Below are 17,426 nucleotides of genomic sequence, written 5' to 3' on the forward strand. Positions count from 1 at the left end.
TCTACCGTGGCCCCATGAAGATCATCGACCTGGAGCCGGGCGATCCCCGGCTCGCCGCCGACCTGCTGCCCGTGCTGCGTGAGCTGCGGCCGCACCTCACGCCCGCGCTGTTCGGGGAGATCTACGCCGAGGGGCACCCGCAGGGCCTGCGGTTCAGCGCGGCGTACGACGCCGACGGCAGGTGCACAGGGGCCGCCGGCTGGCGGATCGTCGCCGGCACCTGCGACATCCGCAAGCTGTACGTGGACGACCTCGTCACGGCCGCCGCCTCCCGCTCCACGGGCGTCGGACGGGCCCTGCTCTCCTACCTGGAGGACCGTGCCCGGGCGGCGGACTGCCGGCTGCTGGACCTCGACTCGGGCACCCAGCGCACGGCGGCGCACCGTTTCTACTTCCGCGAGCGGATGGGCGTCGTCGCCTTCCACTTCGGCAAGGAGCTGGACGCGGGCCACGAGAACGCCGTCGGCCCGGTCGGCTGACGCACCGCGTCCGCACGGCGAGGGCCGCCACCCTCCGGGGTGGCGGCCCTTGGCGCGACGCCGCGGCGCGGGTCAGAACGCGAAGACGGCGTTGCCGTTGAGGGTCGCGGACATGTCGCAGGTGTTGGAGAAGGTGTGCTTCCAGGAGACCCGGCTGCCCTGCCAGACGCCGTCGGCGGTCACGGTCACGGGCGCGTAGTGCATGGGGCAGGCGCGGTTGGCGTCGGGGGCGGCGAGGAGCCGGTCGAAGCTGCCGCCGGTGGAGTTCAGGGCGGTACAGGCGGCCTTGGGGTCCGGGTGGGTGCCCTGGGCGGCCGGCATGCAGCTGAGGGTGGCGGCGCGCAGCACCGTGGCACCGGCGGCGTCGTCGCCCTGGGCGATGGAAAAGACCATGGCCGACGGGGCGTACAGGCTGGTGGGCTTTGCCTCCGCCATGCCGGTGGCGCCGGCCAGGCACAGGAGGGCGGCGGCAGGGACAGCAGCGAAGCGGTAGCGCACGACGAAACTCGCTTTCGATACGAAGGTTTAGCGCGGCATTTTCTTGCGTTGTCGCGCCTCGATGTGCCCGAGTCTGTCCGATGCGAAGGCAGGGCGCATGTTGATGACCTATTTACGGACAGAGTGTTCGACTATCGGATAACGAAGAGGCGTTCGGGCAGCTCAGCCGGGGTGCGCTCGCTCCGTGTCCGGGTGGAAACGGCGGGTGATCACCGGGTCGGCCGTCCGGGCGGGGCCACTGACCTGCTGCTGCGCACCCCGCGTACACCCGGAGGCCATTCAGCTTGTCCGGATCGGTACGGTTGCGGCCCCGGTGGAGGGGTTCCAGCGCTCCTGCCGGACCTGGACGGTCTGGGAGACGCCCGCCGCGCCGAGGCCGAGCACGAGGATGACCACGACCAGCACCTTGGCCGGCGTACCGAGCAGCAGCGGCCGGGTGGCCGAGGCGGCGGCCGGGGCGGGGGCAGGGGCGGGGGCGACCGCCCGGCCCACGGGCGGCCCGTCGCCGAAGAGGTGCTTGGGATAGGCGGAGGTCAGCATCATCACGTACGCCTGGTAGCGCATCCGGAACCGCACCACCGCGGCCACGGCGCCGAACACGGGCAGCGGCATCCGCCCCAGCACCAGCGTGATCAGCCAGAACACCCAGCAGACGGCCCCGAGGCCGTACTGCAGCAGGCTGGTCACGATCACCACCGGAATCATCAGGACGATGCGGAACAGCACGGCCAGCCGGTTCAGCTCACCGGGGCGCAGTTCGATCCGCACGGGGTGGCCCTGCCCGTCGAAGGAGAAGGGCGGGTACCGGTCCACCAGCAGCATCGCGCTCGACACCACCCGGGTCTCGTACGCCAGGTACCCGCCGAGGAACTCCGCGATGCCGGCCGGGAGACGGCCCTGGAAGAGGGCGGCGAACCAGCCGACGATCGTCACGAGGAGGGCGGCGATGCCGAGCAGGGCCGTGACGACGAACTGGGGCAGGAGCAGGAGCCAGCGCAGCAGGACCGTCCAGCGCCGCTGGCGCCCGGGCGGCGGCACGTCGAGCTCGGGCAGGTGCTCGACCGCCGGGGGGCCGGGCTGCGGCGGGCGGGTGTTCCAGCCTGTGGTCATGGGGCGCTCCTGCCGTCGGTGGGGCGCGCGGTCCGCCCTGCCGACGGATCCGGCCGGGCCGGGCGGCCGGAGGCAGGGGCTGCGCGTACGCCCTGTCAGGGGTACCTCGCGGAACCCCTCATTCCAAGGATCCCGGCTGTACGGCGGCGCCCGTTGCCCTGAAGGGCCCCCTCCGCCGGACCCTCCGCGCGATGCTCCGGGCACGGCGGAGGGGGCCCGGGTACGCCGGAGCGCCGGCCCTCCGCCTCCTCGACGGTGGACCGGCGCTCCGGTTGGGCTGCCGCGGGGGCGCTCAGGCCGTGGCCGCCTCCGCGGCGGGGGCGGGGGTCCCGGCGGGGGCGTCGCCCTCCTCGTCCGGCCGCGGGACACGGTGCAGGCCCCGGCGGTCGTAGAAGGCGGTGACGGCGAAGCCGAAGGCCAGCGCGGCGACGAGGGCGATCCCCATCGAGGTCCAGGCCCTGGTCAGGCCCGCGTCGGCCTGGGCGCCGTAGTAGAGCAGGGAGCGCATGCCCTCGGTGATCTGGCGCAGCGGCTCGAACTCGGAGAGCCCTCGGAAGAACCCGGGCAGCGCCTGCAGGGGCACGGTCGCACCGGAGGAGGGGACGGCCATCGCGACGAAGACGATGGTGGCCAGCAGCATGCCGGGCGTGCCGAACGCGGCGAACAGGGCCAGTCCGCCGATGCCCACGACGGCGATGGTGGCGACCGAGTAGAGCCACAGCAGGCCCAGGTGGGAGGCGTCCATGTCGAGGATCGAGACGGTCGCGACCTCGACGAGGGTGCCCATGACGAGCGACATGCCCAGCATCAGCACCACGCCGGCGGCGAGGGTGCGCACCCGGCTGGTGTGCTGGACGGGGACGCGCTTGCGGACCGGGCCGTAGTCGGTGTGCAGGTAGCCGAGGGCGGTGTCGACCTGGGAGTTGACCAGGTTGGCGCCGAGCATGCCGCAGACGACCAGGACGAGCGCGTAGTAGAAGGCGCTGAGGCCCATGGCGCTGCGGGCGCCCACGGGGTGGCCGTCGGCGACGGTCACGGTCACCGGGTCGGCGAGCTTGAGCTGGGCGGCGGTCGGCAGCGGGGCCTTCTGGGCCGCGGCCTGCTTCAGGAGCTCCTGGCCGATGTGGGCGGAGGCGGCGTGGGCGGCCTTCTGGGCGGCCTGGGAGGACATGGAGGAGCCGATGCTGCCGGCGGACTGGTTCGTCAGCACGGTGAGGGTCGGCGGGGCCGGCTGCTTGCCCTGGGGTGCGGGCTGCGGGGCGCCGAGGGCGGTCACCGCGGCGCTGAAGTCCTGCGGGATGACGAGGGCGCCGAAGACCTTGCCCCGGCCGAGGCGCTTGTCCGCCTCCTCGCGGCTGACCACCTGCCAGTCGATGCTCTTGTCGGTCTCGGCGGCCTTGCGTATGCCCGAGACGACCTGCTCGCCCAGGTCGACGTGGCGGCCGCCCGCGTCGGCGCCGGCGTCGGCGTTGACGAGGGCCACGGGCAGGTCGCGCAGGTTGCCTCGTGGGTTGACGTTGCCGCCGACGTACAGCAGGGCGAACAACATCGAGACCACTGCGGCGATGAGCCCCGTTCCGATCCACAGCTGGGGTCGGCGGAGCACGGAGCGGGACGTGGGGTGGGGCATCGATTCTCCGGATTCTCCGGTACGGCTGCGGTGGGCTGCTTGGGTTGCGTTCCAGTAGCTGGATACTCCTGGTATCCAGCTACTGGATAGTGGCAGTATCTTGTTGTGGTGTCCAATCGCCGATGCCGGACGCCGGACCGGATGACCAGCGGGGAGGCCGCGTGAAGATCTCGGAGCTCAGCCGGCGGACCGGCGTGCCGGTCGCCAGCATCAAGTACTTCCGGCGGCAGGGCCTGCTGCCCGCGGGCCGGGCGACCGCCGCGACCCTGGCCGAGTACGGGGAGGAGCACGCGGAGCGGCTGCGCCTGATCAAGGCGCTGACCACGCTCGGCGGCCTCTCCATCGCCGCCACCCGCGAGGTGCTCGGCGCGGTCGACCAGGCCCACACCACCGAGGGCGCCCTCGGGGCGATCAGCTACGCCCTCCCGGTGCCGGTCGCCTCCCAGGGCGGCGCGGGGGCGGAGGAGGACACCGCGGCCGAGGAGGCCGCCGGGGCGGAGGTGGCGGAACTGCTGGCGGCCCTCGACTGGCGGGCGCCGGCAGCCTCGCCGCACGTGCGGGGGCTCACGACGGCCCTCCAGGAGCTGCGGCGGCTGGACGCGCAGTACGCCCCGGGCGAGCTCGCCGCGTACGCGAGGCTGGCCGAGTCGGTGGCCCGGCTGGACCTGGAGCGCGCCGAGTGCCTCGACGACCCGGTGGCCCTGGCGGAGCGGGCCGTCATCGTCTTCGCGATCTGCGCCCCCGTGTTCGAGCTGCTGCGCCGCCTCGCCCAGGAGGACCAGGTCCGCCGCCGGGTGGCGGACGAGGACGCCGCCGCGCCGGCCCGGGGCTGCGGTACGCACTGAGACGCCCCGCCGGAACCCGGGCGCACCCCCCCGTCGGCGGATCCTGTACTGCTGGGGGCGTGCCCGGCGACCCGGCCGGGCGGTACGGAGGAGGGGCCGGACATGGCGGAATGGGTGGAGCGGGTCGACGAGCACGACCGGGTCCTGGGTGTGGTGGAGCGCGGCGAGGCCGTCGAGCGGCGCTGGCTGCACCGGGTGGCGACGGTGGTGTGCCGGGACCCCGGGGGGCGGTTCCTCGTCCACCGCCGCCCGGACGACAGCCCGCGCTTCCCCGGCGCCTACAACTGGCTGCTCGGCGGGGCCGTGGGCGTCGGCGAGACGTACGAGGAGGCCGCGGGGCGCGAGCTGGCGGAAGAGCTCGGGACGTCCGCGCCGGTGGAGCTCAGGTTCACGTTCCTGTGCGACGGCGCCGTCTCCCCGTACTGGCTGGCGGTGCACGAGGCGCTGATCACGGGGACGCCGTCGCCGGACGTCGGGGAGATCGCCTGGTGGGGGTGGGTGGAGGAGGCGTCCCTGCCCGAGCTGATGACGACGTGGCCGTTCGTGCCGGACGCGGTGGAGGCCTTCGCCCGCTACCGGGCCCTGGGCGGCTGAGCCGTGACGGGACGTCCGTGCGCGGGCGCGCGTCAGAAGGGGGGCGGGGCGCCCGTCGTGAGGGCGGCGAGCCAGGCGCCGTAGGCGGCCCGGCGGGGGCAGTCGGCGGCGGAGCGCGGGGTGGCCGCGCAGCCGTCCGGCCGGCAGTCCTGCGGGCCGCGGTCCCGCCGGAGGACGGCCCGGCCGTCCGTGAGCGCGGCGGACACCTGGGCGAGGCGGCAGTCCGGCAGGGCGTCGCGGTTGGCCGGGTTGCGGTAGGAGTGCCCGCCGTCGTCGGTGCGGACGCCGCCGGGGCCGGTGCTCCACCGGGACGGACCGGCCATCCCCTGCCGGCGCAGGACGGCGGCGGCGAGCCGCCCGGGTTCGGCGGCGCCGAGGCGGTCCCGCAGGCAGGCCGCGAGCCGCCGGCCCGCACCGGGCGGCGGGTCCTCGTCCCCGAGTGCGGGCAGCAGCAGGAGCAGCCGGGTGCCGGGGTCGGTCGTGGTGCCGCCGGGCAGGCCGTTGTCGGCCGCGCCGGCCAGCTCGTTCCAGGACAGGCCCGGTCCCCTCCAGTGCCCGTCGTCGCGGGCGAGGAGTTCGGCCCGCTCCCAGTCGGGGTGGTGGACGGCGTAGTCGACCCCGACGTCCTCGGTGTCGTTCCGGTAGACGACATGCAGGCGCAGCCCGCCCGCGAGCGGCACCGTGAACACCGGCCGGTCTCCCCCGGCCCACAGGCGGCGCGAGAACGCCAGGGAGGCGACCGGGTCGCGCGGCCCCAGCCAGGAGGCGGGTGTCCCGCCCCGCAGGCAGGCGCTCAGGTGCTGCCGCCAGAACAGGGGCTCCTCCAGAAGCTCCGGACGGTGGGCGAAGGGACCGCCGTCCCGGGGAAACAGGCGGACCGGATGCAGATCGGGAAGCACGGACACCCCGCAATCATGCAGGTCACCGGTCGGTCGGATGACGCAGGGCCACGGCCGCGCGAAGGGGCCCGCATAGGGCGCCCGTCCGCCCGGACCGCGGCCACGCGGGCCGCTCCCCCGCCGAGAGCCGAACGGCATGACGCACCCACGGCACCCGGTACGGCCGCGCTCACACCCAGGTGTAGGTCTCGTCCGTGACCGCGTCCAGGGCCGCGTCGGCGACCGTCGCGCGCGGGTCGGGCAGGGCCGCGAGGGCGGGGCCGATGGGCGGGAAGAGCGGCAGGCCGGCCGTCTCGCGGTGGTCGATCCATTCGATGACGCCGATGTCGTGGCTGCCGTCGGGGAGTTCGTCGTGTTCGTACGCGGCGAGGGTGGCGCGGACGTCGGGGGTGATGTGGAGGCGGTAGAGCAGGTGGAGTTTGCGGGGCGGCGGGGTGGGGCCCGGGCGGGTGACCCGTTGGTCGACGACCCAGAGCAGGTCGCCGCCGTCGGCCCGGCCGACGTCGAGGGCGAGTTCCTCCTCGAGCTCCCGGCGCAGCGCGGCGACGAGGTCCTCGCCGTCTTCGACGTTGCCGCCGGGCGGGGTGTAGTGGACCGATCCGGCACGGTCGCGGCGGATGAGGGCGACCTCGTCACCGCAGAACACCAGGGCCCCGACGCGGATCCTGATGCGGGAGAACGGGGTCGGCGGCTCGGCGGGGGTGTGCGTCATGGTGGCCAGTATGCCCCGGTCCCCAACCCGCGCACAGCTCACGGCGGTTGGGGACCCGGGTGGGGATCAGGCGTGGGCGGGGGTGGTCCAGGGCCGGAGCTTCTCCGGATTGCGGACCGCCCAGATGTGCGTGATGCGGCCCTCGGTGAGCCGGAAGGCCGCCACCGTGACCGTGGCACCGTCGCGCTGGGCCACCAGGCCCGGCTCGCCGTTGACCGTGCGTTCCAGGAGGGTGAGGTCCGGGGAGAGGCCCGCGATGTGCGTCAGGTAGCCCGCGATGTCCAGGCTGCCCTCGATCGTGCGCCGTACGGCACTGGCCAGTCCGCCGCCGTCGGCGACCATCGTGGCGCCGGGGTCCAGGAGGGTGACCAGGGTCTGGATGTCGCCGGCCCGCCACGCCTCCTTGAAGTCGCGCAGGACCGCTGCCTGTCGGGGGGCGGAGGTGGCGGGGGCCCGGTCCGCGGAGACCCGGCCGCGGGCCGACGACGCCAGCCTGCGGCAGGCCGCCGGGGTCCGGCCGACGATCGCGGCTATCTCGGGGAAGGGGTAGCGGAAGACGTCGTGCAGGACGAATGCCACGCGCTCGGCCGGCGTCATCGACTCGAGGACGACGAGGAGGGCCATGCTCACCGAGTCGTCGACGGCCACCTGGTCCGCCGGGTCGGCCGTGACCGCCGATCCGGCGGACCACTCGGTGCGGTCGGGCAGGGGCTCGGGGAGCCACGCGCCCACGTAGCGTTCGCGGCGGACCCGTGCGGAGCCGAGCACGTCGAGGCAGATGCGGCTGACCACCGTCGTCAGCCAGGCCCCCGGGGACGCGACGGCCGCCCGCTTCCGCCCCGGCAGCGCGCACCAGCGGGTGAACGCCTCCTGGACCGCGTCCTCGGCCTCGGTGAGCGAACCCAGCATCCGGTAGGCGAGGTTGGCCAGGTGGCGCCGCTCGCCGACGATCACGTCCGGCTCCGGTTCGGGTGGGGTGCTCATGGCCTCGTCCGCTCCTCGGGGCTGCTCGTGGGCCCGGCTCCGCCCCCGCACCTCACACTTCGCGGGGCTGCGTCGTCGGATCAGCGAGACAGTACCGACCACCGCCGAACGGCAGAGACGGGGCCCCTTCCATGACGACCAACGAGACGACGGCAACCGCGACGACCACCACCACCGCCGGCCGGCGCGCCACGGTCCTCCTGCGGGCGGCGGTCGCCCTGCAGACCCTGGCCGTCTTCTTCCAGGCCGTCACCGCCGGACTGCTGCTGTCCACCTCGTACGGCGAGGTGCTGCACGGCGTCGGCGCGCGCGTGATGTACGGCGCGTCGATGCTGTACGTACTCGCGGCGGTCCTGGCCTGGCGGCCGGGGGGCGGGTCGCCGCGCCCTGTCCTGTACGCGTCCGGGTTCCTCGCACTCGCCTCGGTGCAGGTGGTGCTGGGCATCGCGCACCTCCCCGCGGCCCATGTCCCGCTCGGCGTCCTGATGTTCGGGCTGAGCGTGCTGGACCTGGGCCGCCGCGGCCGGGGCTAGACCCAAGGCCGTGAAGTTATGGGTCGGGTGGGGTTGTCCAGGGGGCCGTAAGCTGCGGATTCGCCGGACATGAGGAGCGGAGCCCCGGTAGAACTGGCAGTCGACCAAGACAAGCCGTTCACAAAGACCGGAGGCTCCGCTGTCCGAACAGTGTGCCATCACGCGTGTGAAGGGCTACCAGCCTGGGCTCCGATCCCGAAACGGGGCGGTCCACGAATGTCCAACACCCTTGATCTCGACGTCAGCGTGCACGGCGACCACACGGTGGTCACCGCGGCCGGCGAACTCGAAATGGACACCGCGCCATACCTGATCGAGGCCGCCGACGCCATCGACCTGCCCGGTCGGGCCCTGACCTTGGACCTGTCGGCTGTCACGTTCTTCGACTCCTGTGGCCTCAACGTGCTCCTGGCCCTCCGCCACCGCGCCAGTCTCGTCGGCGCGACACTGGAACTGGCCAATCTGCCCGACCAGGCCCTGCGTCTGCTGGACCTCACCGGCACCCGGCCCCTGTTCACCCTCACCGCCCGGCGGGGCGGGGTGTCGGCGTGGGCGGGGCGTGCCGTACGGTCACCGGGCCGTTGGGAGTGCAGTCCCACTGCTGCCGTGGTCTCCTGGAATTGAGTATGTGGCAGCGCAGGGATTTCGGTCGGCCCGATGAAGGCCGCCCATGGCCGGCCTCGTGGAAATCCTGCCGCAGCCCTGTTGCCCGGCTCGCGCCCTCCGGAATGCTGCCGGGCCCCACTTTCGAGGGACGGTGGTGATTCGCCTTGAGCACGCAGGAATGCAGTGGGCTTGAGAAAGTCGTCGCCAGGGCCAATCAGACGCTGCAGCATGATGCCGTGATTCTTGGAAACCTGGAGAACAAGCTGCAGGCCCTCAAGCGCCGGCCGATCGCCGATCCGGCCCAGCTGGCGGAGGTGCAGCAGGAGGTGAAGACGGCGCAGGAGAAGGTGGACACGGACCAGCGCACCGTCGAGGCGGCAGAACGAGCCCTCTACGACTGCGAGACCGGTATCGACAAGCCCCCGGTCCAGCCGTAGCTCGGCTTTGCCGAGGCCGTCTCACCCATCGCAGTGCGGGGCGGAAGAAGCCGGAGCGGTGCGCCCGTCGCCTCCGGCCCCGTGCGGTCGGCTGCACGGGGCACGGTGGGTGGCGTCATTGGACGGTGAGCGGAAGCCTGGAACCGGGGGCACGGGCGTCAGGAGGCTGCTATGACTCAAAAGCATGTGTGCGGTCCGGGACGGGATGCCGAGTTCTTTCGGGACCTGGCCGCAGTGTTCGCAAAGCATTCGAACGTTTCCGGAAGGTATGCCGTAAGGTGCCTGCACCGCGAAAAAGAGGTGCTGAAAGTCGACTTCGCCGAACAGGTCGGACTGTCCCGGGTGGAAGGGGACCGGATCGTCACCGAGTTCCGCAACCGCGACGAAGTCGAGTCCGGATTCGACCCGGAGGACCTTCCTGTGTGCTGCGAGTGGGCCGGGGACGCGCCCCACATGGTCTGTGTCCAGCTCTGCGAGCTCTGACGCCCGGGCGGAGCGGATGCTCCGGCCACCCGAACCGGCTCGGCGACCGGTCTTCGAAGGACAGAGGTGATTCGCTATGCGCGCGCACGATTGTAGTGAATTGCAGGCAGCCGCCAAAGCGGCCTATCAGAAGCTGAAGGCGGACACCGCGGTCCTCCAAACCCTTGAGGGCGAGCTGAACGCCCTCAAGCACCTGCCGCACCCCGATCCGGACCAAGTGGCTGCGCTGCAGCAGAAGGTGGATGCTGCCCGGAAAGTCGTGGACGAGGACAAGAGGGAGTCCGATGACGCAGAGCGGGAATTCCATGACTGTCAGCACCCCGACCAGCCGCCGGTGATTTCGTAGAGTTCCGCACGCGCACCCTCGGAACTCCACCCGCTTCGGGCTCGGCGTAGTGCAGGGTTGCGCAGGCCCGCCACAAGGGCATGCTGGGGTGAAGGAGACCTGAGGGGTGGCAGGGGACGGCACGGCGGGACGGTGCGCAAGGTGAAAACCATTTCTGCGGCCGATTTGGAGAACCGTATTCCATTATATGGTCATTCCATTATATGGCCCATATGAAAAGCAGCAAACAGCAGGGAAGTGTGGGAGGATAAAATGGCAGAAGCATCTTACGCCAAGCTTCTGTGGCTCGAGGCGAAAAGGATTCAGGACCCGGATGGTGCGGACGAGATCCAGATCAGTAGAGGTGACGGCGGCATCTTCGAAAGGATACAAATGCGACAAGGGGACGTGTATGAGTTCAACGAGCGGCTCATACCGTTCGATGGCACACCGCAGATTGACATCATTCTGCGCGAAGTGAATGAGGCAACTCACCAGGCCAGCGTCATTGGCGGGGCGGGGATCAACCCCTCCGAGATAGGCCTTGGCGAACGAACGCAGAGCATCGGCGCACCGTCTTCGTCTCTGTACGAGCTGTGGTACAAGGTCATTTGACGATCCGCCAGCGGCCATTGTGGTGGTGAAGAGCAGCTTGCGAAGGAGTCGCCAGGACTTCACACACACCACACCCACCACCCACACGAAGCGACAACCGCCCCGCGGGAACCTGATCTACCTGCCCCTCCAGCGCGGGGCCGCCCAGGGGGCGGCGCACCCTGGGCCGCCGCCCCCTCGGCGGTTCAGACGCGGGCGGGCGCACTCCTGTGGCAGGCGGCACACTGCGTGCAGTAGACGCCGATGTGGTCCTCGGTCATCCGGCCGACGGCCGTCCCGTGGTCGGGGCACCAGGGCTTCGGGGTGACGCGCCGCAGTCGTGCCGCACACACCCGCGGTCCTCGCCCGCGCCCGAATACAGAACCTAGTGGTGGACCACCCCCTCCGTAGCGGGCGGCGGTGCCCCGCAGGCCGGCGGGCCACGCCAGCGCCACCCGCAGGCCACTCGCCCCCGACCGGAACCGCTCGATCAGCCGCCCCCTCCCGCAGCGGGTTTCGGCCGGACGGCCTCGTGACCAGGCCGCGCGGTCCCGCGTTCCCACGCGTCCGCCGGGGGCCGCAGAGGCGAGGGCCTCCTGCCGTCGAGGCGGCAGGAGGCCCTCAGCGGGCGCGGATCAGCAGGCGGCGACGTAGCCCACCCAGTCCAGGGGGGCGTTGCGGTCCTCGGCGTAGCCGCCCGGGGAGGTCCAGCCGAGCCGGCCGCTGCGGTCGTAGAACTTCATGCGGTAGTTCGAGGGCTGGTTGTTGATCCAGGAGCCCGTGCCGTACCAGGGGTTGCCGACCTTGCCGCACTCGTACATCTTGATCGCGTTGCCCTCGAAGTTCGGGTACGGGTACAGGCAGGCCCAGCCTCGCGCGCAGGGGTCGGCGAACGACGCCTCGGGGCCGGACAGTTCACGGACGCGCTCCTCCCCCGGCAGGGTGAGCAGCATGACCGTCCGGGCGTCCTTGTCGAGGGCGATCTTGTTCGCGGCGATCTGACGGCCACCGGTGGTGGCCACTTCGGCGTCGACCCGGCGCTGGAGCTCCGCGGCCTGGCCGTCGTCCAGCCCCGCCTCGCGGGCCTGGGCGGAGAAGGCGGACCGCGACGGTGCGACCGTCGTGTCGGTCGCCTGTGCCGGGGCCGCCAGGGCGAGGGCGCCGAGCAGGGTGGCGCCGAGCGCCGCCAGGCGGATACGCGTCGATGACATGTTTCTCCCCTAGTCGTCCGGTCCCACCGGGGTGGGCCGGGAGGCGAGGCGCCCGGTCGGCGCCCCGTCCGCCGGAAGACTGGCCCGGCGGTGAGGTTGGCCGGACGGTCCGGATCACGGACTCGCAGGTCAGCGGGGTGGATGGAGTGGACAACCCGGTTGTCCGGCGGACAAGGGAGGCATCGCTCGGCCGCCGTGAAGCCTATGCGGCGCCCGGCGTCCTTCGAGCGCGGGGCCCATGAACGCGGCCTACGCCGCTTCCCACTTGAAGCGGCCTTCGAGTCGGTCCGGGCTGAGGTAGGCGTAGCCGCCACCGTCGGCGAAGTCGAGGAAGTAGGGGTCGCCGTCCCCGTGTGCGAGTTTGAAGAAGAAGCGCCACGGTGCCTCGTATCCCGGCCAGTCGGGATACGAGGGCCGTTCGCCCATGTAGTGGTCGACGGAGAGGATCCCACCGTCCTCCAGCTCCGCTTCCAGTTCGTCCGCCACCGGCCGGAACTCGATCCGGAATTCGACGGGTACCGTCTCGTCCTCCGCATCGAAGGCCCACAGGGAGCGACCCGTGGTGCCGGGCGGCCCGACGACGGCGAAGTCGGGATCCGGCCGCCCGGCTGTACGAGGAGTACGGCCTGTCCGTCTTCGGGGTCGATGCCGCCCGTTTCGTAGTCGCCGTAGGCGAGGAAGAGGTACACCATCCGCGGCTCCTCGCCGGGCTCGCCCGGTACGGGGAACTGGCCGATGAAGTCCAGTGGGACTCCCGTTCCGGGGGCCACCGGCCAGCTGGGCTCGCCCAGCCAGACGGGTTCGCCGCCCAGTTTCGCGACGGGCGCGGCCATGGGGGTCCTGTCCGGTACGAGGCGCATGTCAAACCGGGGGAGGTACGCGGCGTCGTAGGGGCCTTCGGCGCCTTGGGCGGTACGTTGGAGGTGCATGCCGGGACCCTACGTCCGAGCTCTGACATCCGAAGGGCCGGGAGGTGCCCCGGGTGCAGGTCGTCCGGGTTGTCCGCCGGACGACCGGGCCGGTTCAGTCGGCCGTCGCGAGCGAGCTGGCGGAGATCCCCAGGGTGGTCCACTCCGTTCCCCGTCCCGTCCAGCGGGAGACGGTCAGGTCGTCGCCGATGCGGTAGACGGAGTCGGCGCCGACGGTGAGGCCGACGCCCGCGGTGCCGATCGGGGTCCAGGCGTCCGGCAGGTTGTCGTAGCGCAGGATCCGGCCGGTGGCGGAGTCGACCGCGAAGAGCCCGGCGCCGCCCGCGTACAGGTTGCGGGCCGGACCGCCGATCCGGTGCCAGTTGCTGCCCTTGGCGTTGGCCTGCCAGGTCTCCTTGCCGTCCGGGGAGATCCGGGCCACGTAGTCGGGTCCGACGGCGAAGTCGGCTCCGGGGCCTCCCGCGTCGACCCAGGCGTCGCCGGAGCCCGTGTACCGGAAGAGGGCTCCGGCGTCGGGGCTGGTCGCGAAGAGGCCCGCGCCGCCCGCGTAGAGCCGGGCGGCCGCGGTGCCGATGCGGACCCAATCGGTGCCCTGGCCGCTCCAGCGCATGACGGCGTCGCGGTGCTCCGTGATCCCGTAGAGGGCGTCCCCTGCGGTGGCGAACTGGTCGCCGGGGAAGCCGATCTGGGACCAGGAGCTGGAGGACTCGTCGTACTTGAAGATGCGGCCGTCGCCGGTGTTGGTCGCGAACAGGCCGGCCGGGCTGGCGTAGACCTTCTCGGCCGCGGGGCCGATGACCTTCCAGGAGCCGTCCCGGGCGGTCCAGCGCAGGATGCTGCGCCGGTCGAGGGAGACGGCGTAGGCGGTGCCGGACGGGGATCGCGGGGTAGGGGCTGCGGGCGTGGGGGCTCCGGGCGGGGTGGGGGAAGTCCCGGGGTCGGCGGGCTTCGGCAGAGGGCCCGGGAAGGAGGGGAGGGGAGCGGCGGGCAGAGAGGGGGAAGGGGGAGGGGAGGGTGGCGAGGGGGACGGGGCCGCGCTGGCGCCGGGGCCGCTTCCGGGTCGGGGTACGGGCTGGGGGGCCGGGAGTTCGGCGGTGAGGTCGGTGTGCCGTTGCCCTATCAGCACCCCGGCGAGGGTGGCTGCCGCGATGACCGCCAGGGCGAGGAGGGCCCCCAGTGCGGCCAGCGGGGTCCTGGCGGGTGCGGTGCGGCGGCGTGCGGGGGGTTCGGGGACTGCGGGGAAGGTGTCGAGGCGTTCCAGGACGACGCCCTCGATGACCTCGTGAGGGGCCCGGGCGGTCCGGGCCCGTGCCCACAGCCAGTGGGCGTCCTCACGCTGTTGTTGCAGGCTGTGGCGCAGCCGGATCAGTTCCGTGGACAGCGGCCCGTCCGCTGTCGGGGGCGGGGCGCCGGCCGGCGGCGGTGCCAGGGCGGGGAGCCGGCGGCGTGCGGCCACCTCGCGTTGGGCCCGGGCGTCGGCGACGGCTCGGCGGGCGGACTCCTCGACGGCCCGGGCGGTGACCAACTGGTCGAGCGTCTCGTCCAGCCGGCCGCGTAACCGCTCGGGCGGTGCGGGGCGCGCCTCCGGTGGAACGGTGGCGTCCGGCGCGGTGTCCGGCGCGGAGACTTTGGCTTGATCCTGGAGCACGGCCATCAGGTCCAGGAGCCCTTCCACCAGGCGGCCGGAGGTGGCGAGGTCCTCCTGGGCCCGGCGCAGGGCCTCCTCCAGTCCGGGTGCGGGGGTGGCCTCGGCCTCCGCCTGCGCGTGCGCGGTCAGGGCCTGGGCGTGCAGGGCCCGGGCCCTGGTCAGAAGCCGCTGACGGTTGCGGGGATCGCGGACGCACTCCTTGACGACCAGGCCGAGGCGTCCGAGCGGGATGATCCGGGCGCCCGAACGGTACTCGCTCCAGGCCGTCTTGCCTCCCCCGAACCGCTGGGCCAGCTCCCGTACCGTCAGGTCGGCGGTGACCTGCCTCAGCAGCGCGGCCAGCTCGTTGGCGGCCTGCGAGCGGCCCTTCGGCTCTCCTTGTGGACGTCCTGCCCTGGCCATGCCCTCCCCCTGGTGTCCGCGGACCGTAGCGGGGGTGCCGCCCCGCCGGGCCTGCGAGTGCAACAGGCGGGGTCGGCCGCGTCCACATCGGGGCGGGGCGGCTGTCCGAAAGGCGCGCTCCAGGTAGGCCGACCGCCCGCGTCTGTGACCAGCGGGGCGGCGAGCCCGGGTCCCATGACGTCGGCGGGGCGCGGCGGCGTGTCGTGGGCCGCCGAGCAGATCTCGGGGCGCTGGATCCCGCTGGTCGACCTGGCCTGCGAGGTCAACCAGGCGATACCGCCTACGTGGTGGAGCGCTTGGAGCAGGGCCTGGCCGAGCGCGGCCGCCCGCTGGACGGCGCGACGGTCCCTCTGCCCGGACTGGCCTGCAAGGCCGACAGCAGCGACGTGCGCGAGACCCCGGCCGCCGCGGTGTCCGAACTGCTCACCGCGAAGGGTGCCCAGGCCTGGGCCGCCGACCCCCACGTCCCCGACCACCGCCGCACCGCACTCGGGTTCCGCCTCCACGGGCCGGTGGAAGCGAGCTCGGAGGTCCTCCTCGCGGCGGACGCGGTCGTGCTGCTCGCCGAGCATGCCGCGTTCGACTACGGCCTGATCACCCGCACCGCCTCCTACGTGCTGGACTGCCGGGGACGGCGGCACCGAGTCCTACCGCCTCGCCCAACCAAGGCCAAGCAACAGGCGAAGAAGTAGACCTTAGTAGCTGTTGTCGTTCCGATCTTGAGGGGTGGGCGTCGAACGGGAGTCTCGATCGGGTGATCGCGGCTGGCCGCGGGCATGAAGGCAGGGCCTCTTGGTAGCTCGGGGTTGCGAAGCCAACCGAGATCCAGGAGACCCTGTTGCCGCAGTTGTACGTGCTCGCCCCGGTGAAGTTCAACTCGGCTGCACCGTCGTGTGATTGTGTCGCTCACAGGTTCGGGAATGCGGCCGATCATCCGGAGCGTGTTCGGCGGTATCCCTCGGACATGACGGACGCGGAGTGGGCCGTGGTCCGGCCGCTGTTGCCGGTGCCGGGCTGGATGCGCGGCCGCGGCGGGCAGCCGGAGGCGTACTGCCACCGGGCGATACTGGACGCGATCCGCTATCTCGTGGACAACGGGATCGAGTGGCGGGCAATGCCCGGCGATTTCCCGCCGTGGGACCGGGTCCATGCGTTCTTCCGCCGCTGGCGCGACCACGTGCTGGTCCAGGAGTTTCATGACCGGCTGCATGGCCGGGTCCGCCAGGAGGCGGGTCGGGATGCGGAGCCGACGGCCGGCGTGATCGACTCGCAGTCGGTCAAGGCGGACGCCGTGGTCGGCGCCGACAGCCGCGGCTTCGACGGCGGGAAGCTGATCAACGGGCGCAAGCGGCATGTCGTGGTCGACACCCTCGGCCTGCTGCTGGGCGTGATGGTCACGAGCGCGGACATCGGCGACCGCGCCGCAGCGAAGGTGCTGCTTGAGCGGGCGGCCGATGCCCACCACCGGCTGGAACTCGTCTGGGCCGACGGCGGCTACACCGGCAGCCTCGTCGAGCACTGCCTGGCCACGCTCGCCCTGGTCCTGGCGATCGTCAAACGCAGCGACGACAGGCGCGGCTTCGTGGTCCTGCCCAAGCGGTGGATCGTCGAGCGGCTCTTCGCCCACCTGATGCGAAGCCGCCGCCTGGTCCGCGACTACGAACGCCGCACGACCACCGCCGAGGCGATGATCTACTGGTCGATGACCATGATCATGACCCGCCGCCTTGCCCGCTCACGCTCCGCGCGAGCGTGAACCGGCCCGGCGCAGGCTCGGCCGGCCAGCCCCGCGCGACCAGGCGCTTCGCCTTCGACCGCAGGGCCTCCACCTTGGCCGGCACCCTCTCCATGCCGAAGGCGGAGGCCATCTCCTGGCAGGTCGGCGGGCCCTGACCGAGACGGACCCGGTCCGCGAGCGCGGCCAGGATGCGCTGATAGTCCGCCGACAATGCCGTCACGGCCAGCCCCTTGCGCCACACCGGAACCTGCGACTTCGCCTTCGCCGCCACCGGCATGGACGCCTGCACCACGGCTTCCGTCCCGGCACCGCCCGGTCGTTCGGCGGCCACCGCGTCGGCTGTACACCCGCCCGGCGCGGACAGCACGGTACCCACACGCTCACGGGCGATCGTCCACTCCAGCCACTCCTGCCCGGCCGCCGCGAGCTCGGCCTGGATCCGGTCGGCTTCCTCGCGCAGCCCGTCCACGCGACGAAGCAACGATCCATCACTCCCACACGGACGCCACCACTACCCTGACCAGCGAAAACGCCGTCATCAAACTCGGAAAGACAACAGCCTCTAAGATCATCCGGGGTCCGGGACAGCAAGCTGTCCAACGAAGTGGCACAACTACTGAACTTGAATTCGTGATGTCGGTCAGCCGTCCGTGATCAGGCCGGTGCCGGCCAGGCACCCGTCGACCAGGTCCGGGCGGTACTGGATCTGCTTGAGCCTGCGCTTGACGGCCCGGGTGATCTGGCCGAGGTCGGCTGCGGCAAGGTTGCC

The 17,426-nt window shown here is 72.3% G+C and carries 22 protein-coding genes; 11 read left to right on the forward strand and 11 right to left on the reverse strand.

Annotation, left to right across the window (positions count from 1 at the left end; all coding sequences use genetic code 11):
* Nucleotides 1–14: 14 nt before the first annotated feature.
* Nucleotides 15–479 carry a GNAT family N-acetyltransferase gene (locus ACFY15_RS27555; protein ID WP_390826237.1) on the forward strand — a complete coding sequence of 155 codons (465 nt, stop codon included), beginning with the start codon at nt 15–17 and terminating at the stop codon, nt 477–479.
* Between the two features lie 72 nt (nt 480–551).
* Here ACFY15_RS27555 and ACFY15_RS27560 read toward each other — a convergent pair whose 3' ends face one another.
* The 3 genes from ACFY15_RS27560 to ACFY15_RS27570 all read right to left on the reverse strand — a co-directional run bounded on the left by ACFY15_RS27560 (nt 552) and on the right by ACFY15_RS27570 (nt 3,717).
* A complete protein-coding gene (locus ACFY15_RS27560; RefSeq protein WP_390826238.1) occupies nt 552–977 on the reverse strand; it encodes a subtilase-type protease inhibitor in 426 nt (141 codons plus the stop codon).
* Nucleotides 978–1,256: 279 nt separating this feature from the next.
* A complete protein-coding gene (locus ACFY15_RS27565; protein ID WP_390826239.1) occupies nt 1,257–2,087 on the reverse strand; it encodes a DUF4389 domain-containing protein in 831 nt (276 codons plus the stop codon).
* Nucleotides 2,088–2,379: 292 nt separating this feature from the next.
* The gene (locus ACFY15_RS27570) at nt 2,380–3,717 is read right to left on the reverse strand and encodes a YhgE/Pip domain-containing protein (RefSeq protein WP_390826240.1); all 1,338 of its coding nucleotides are present in this window, start codon (nt 3,715–3,717) and stop codon (nt 2,380–2,382) included.
* A gap of 161 nt (nt 3,718–3,878) precedes the next feature.
* On the opposite strand from ACFY15_RS27570, the gene ACFY15_RS27575 reads away from it, so the two are divergent.
* Together ACFY15_RS27575 and ACFY15_RS27580 are read left to right on the forward strand one after the other, a co-directional pair.
* Nucleotides 3,879–4,562 carry a MerR family transcriptional regulator gene (locus ACFY15_RS27575; RefSeq protein WP_390826241.1) on the forward strand — a complete coding sequence of 228 codons (684 nt, stop codon included), beginning with the start codon at nt 3,879–3,881 and terminating at the stop codon, nt 4,560–4,562.
* Nucleotides 4,563–4,664: 102 nt separating this feature from the next.
* Nucleotides 4,665–5,156 carry an NUDIX hydrolase gene (locus ACFY15_RS27580; protein WP_390826242.1) on the forward strand — a complete coding sequence of 164 codons (492 nt, stop codon included), beginning with the start codon at nt 4,665–4,667 and terminating at the stop codon, nt 5,154–5,156.
* A gap of 32 nt (nt 5,157–5,188) precedes the next feature.
* Here the strand turns inward: ACFY15_RS27580 and ACFY15_RS27585 are convergent, their stop codons facing one another.
* The 3 genes from ACFY15_RS27585 to sigJ all read right to left on the reverse strand — a co-directional run bounded on the left by ACFY15_RS27585 (nt 5,189) and on the right by sigJ (nt 7,751).
* Nucleotides 5,189–6,061, reverse strand: a complete 873-nt coding sequence (locus ACFY15_RS27585; RefSeq protein WP_390826243.1) for a hypothetical protein — start codon at nt 6,059–6,061, stop codon at nt 5,189–5,191.
* A 163-nt stretch (nt 6,062–6,224) separates the two neighbouring features.
* Nucleotides 6,225–6,767, reverse strand: a complete 543-nt coding sequence (locus ACFY15_RS27590; protein WP_390826244.1) for an NUDIX domain-containing protein — start codon at nt 6,765–6,767, stop codon at nt 6,225–6,227.
* 66 nt (nt 6,768–6,833) lie between these two features.
* On the reverse strand, nt 6,834–7,751 hold the full coding sequence (gene sigJ / locus ACFY15_RS27595) for an RNA polymerase sigma factor SigJ (RefSeq protein WP_390826245.1): 918 nt from the start codon (nt 7,749–7,751) through the stop codon (nt 6,834–6,836).
* Nucleotides 7,752–7,882: 131 nt separating this feature from the next.
* On the opposite strand from sigJ, the gene ACFY15_RS27600 reads away from it, so the two are divergent.
* The 6 genes from ACFY15_RS27600 (at nt 7,883) to ACFY15_RS27625 (ending at nt 10,750) form a co-directional block, all read left to right on the forward strand.
* On the forward strand, nt 7,883–8,284 hold the full coding sequence (locus ACFY15_RS27600; RefSeq protein ID WP_390689879.1) for a hypothetical protein: 402 nt from the start codon (nt 7,883–7,885) through the stop codon (nt 8,282–8,284).
* Nucleotides 8,285–8,500: 216 nt separating this feature from the next.
* Nucleotides 8,501–8,908, forward strand: coding sequence for an STAS domain-containing protein (locus ACFY15_RS27605; RefSeq protein WP_390826246.1), 408 nt, complete (start codon nt 8,501–8,503; stop codon nt 8,906–8,908).
* Between the two features lie 218 nt (nt 8,909–9,126).
* Complete coding sequence (locus ACFY15_RS27610) at nt 9,127–9,327, forward strand: hypothetical protein (RefSeq protein ID WP_390826247.1); 201 nt, start codon at nt 9,127–9,129, stop codon at nt 9,325–9,327.
* Nucleotides 9,328–9,498: 171 nt separating this feature from the next.
* On the forward strand, nt 9,499–9,810 hold the full coding sequence (locus ACFY15_RS27615; protein WP_390826248.1) for a hypothetical protein: 312 nt from the start codon (nt 9,499–9,501) through the stop codon (nt 9,808–9,810).
* A gap of 76 nt (nt 9,811–9,886) precedes the next feature.
* Nucleotides 9,887–10,156 carry a hypothetical protein gene (locus ACFY15_RS27620; protein ID WP_390826249.1) on the forward strand — a complete coding sequence of 90 codons (270 nt, stop codon included), beginning with the start codon at nt 9,887–9,889 and terminating at the stop codon, nt 10,154–10,156.
* 252 nt (nt 10,157–10,408) lie between these two features.
* On the forward strand, nt 10,409–10,750 hold the full coding sequence (locus ACFY15_RS27625) for a hypothetical protein (RefSeq protein ID WP_390826250.1): 342 nt from the start codon (nt 10,409–10,411) through the stop codon (nt 10,748–10,750).
* Between the two features lie 185 nt (nt 10,751–10,935).
* On the opposite strand, the gene ACFY15_RS27630 is transcribed toward ACFY15_RS27625, so the two are convergent.
* The 4 genes from ACFY15_RS27630 to ACFY15_RS27645 all read right to left on the reverse strand — a co-directional run bounded on the left by ACFY15_RS27630 (nt 10,936) and on the right by ACFY15_RS27645 (nt 14,919).
* Complete coding sequence (locus ACFY15_RS27630) at nt 10,936–11,082, reverse strand: hypothetical protein (RefSeq protein WP_390826251.1); 147 nt, start codon at nt 11,080–11,082, stop codon at nt 10,936–10,938.
* A 282-nt stretch (nt 11,083–11,364) separates the two neighbouring features.
* The gene (locus ACFY15_RS27635; RefSeq protein ID WP_390691363.1) at nt 11,365–11,940 is read right to left on the reverse strand and encodes a hypothetical protein; all 576 of its coding nucleotides are present in this window, start codon (nt 11,938–11,940) and stop codon (nt 11,365–11,367) included.
* 249 nt (nt 11,941–12,189) lie between these two features.
* The gene (locus tag ACFY15_RS27640) at nt 12,190–12,426 is read right to left on the reverse strand and encodes a hypothetical protein (protein WP_390826252.1); all 237 of its coding nucleotides are present in this window, start codon (nt 12,424–12,426) and stop codon (nt 12,190–12,192) included.
* Between the two features lie 537 nt (nt 12,427–12,963).
* Nucleotides 12,964–14,919 (reverse strand): hypothetical protein, encoded by a 1,956-nt coding sequence (locus tag ACFY15_RS27645; protein WP_390826253.1) that lies wholly within the window; start codon nt 14,917–14,919, stop codon nt 12,964–12,966.
* 284 nt (nt 14,920–15,203) lie between these two features.
* Here ACFY15_RS27645 and ACFY15_RS27650 point away from each other — a divergent pair, with 284 nt between their 5' ends.
* On the forward strand, nt 15,204–15,611 hold the full coding sequence (locus ACFY15_RS27650; RefSeq protein ID WP_390826254.1) for a UDP binding domain-containing protein: 408 nt from the start codon (nt 15,204–15,206) through the stop codon (nt 15,609–15,611).
* Nucleotides 15,612–15,883: 272 nt separating this feature from the next.
* A complete protein-coding gene (locus ACFY15_RS27655; protein WP_390826255.1) occupies nt 15,884–16,675 on the forward strand; it encodes an IS5 family transposase in 792 nt (263 codons plus the stop codon).
* On the opposite strand, the gene ACFY15_RS27660 is transcribed toward ACFY15_RS27655, so the two are convergent.
* Nucleotides 16,632–17,126 (reverse strand): hypothetical protein, encoded by a 495-nt coding sequence (locus ACFY15_RS27660; RefSeq protein ID WP_390826256.1) that lies wholly within the window; start codon nt 17,124–17,126, stop codon nt 16,632–16,634. The genes ACFY15_RS27655 and ACFY15_RS27660 overlap by 44 nt on opposite strands.
* Nucleotides 17,127–17,426: the final 300 nt, after the last annotated feature.

Origin of the sequence: Streptomyces sp. NPDC001373 (assembly GCF_042895815.1) — a bacterium.
Lineage (GTDB): Bacteria > Actinomycetota > Actinomycetes > Streptomycetales > Streptomycetaceae > Streptomyces.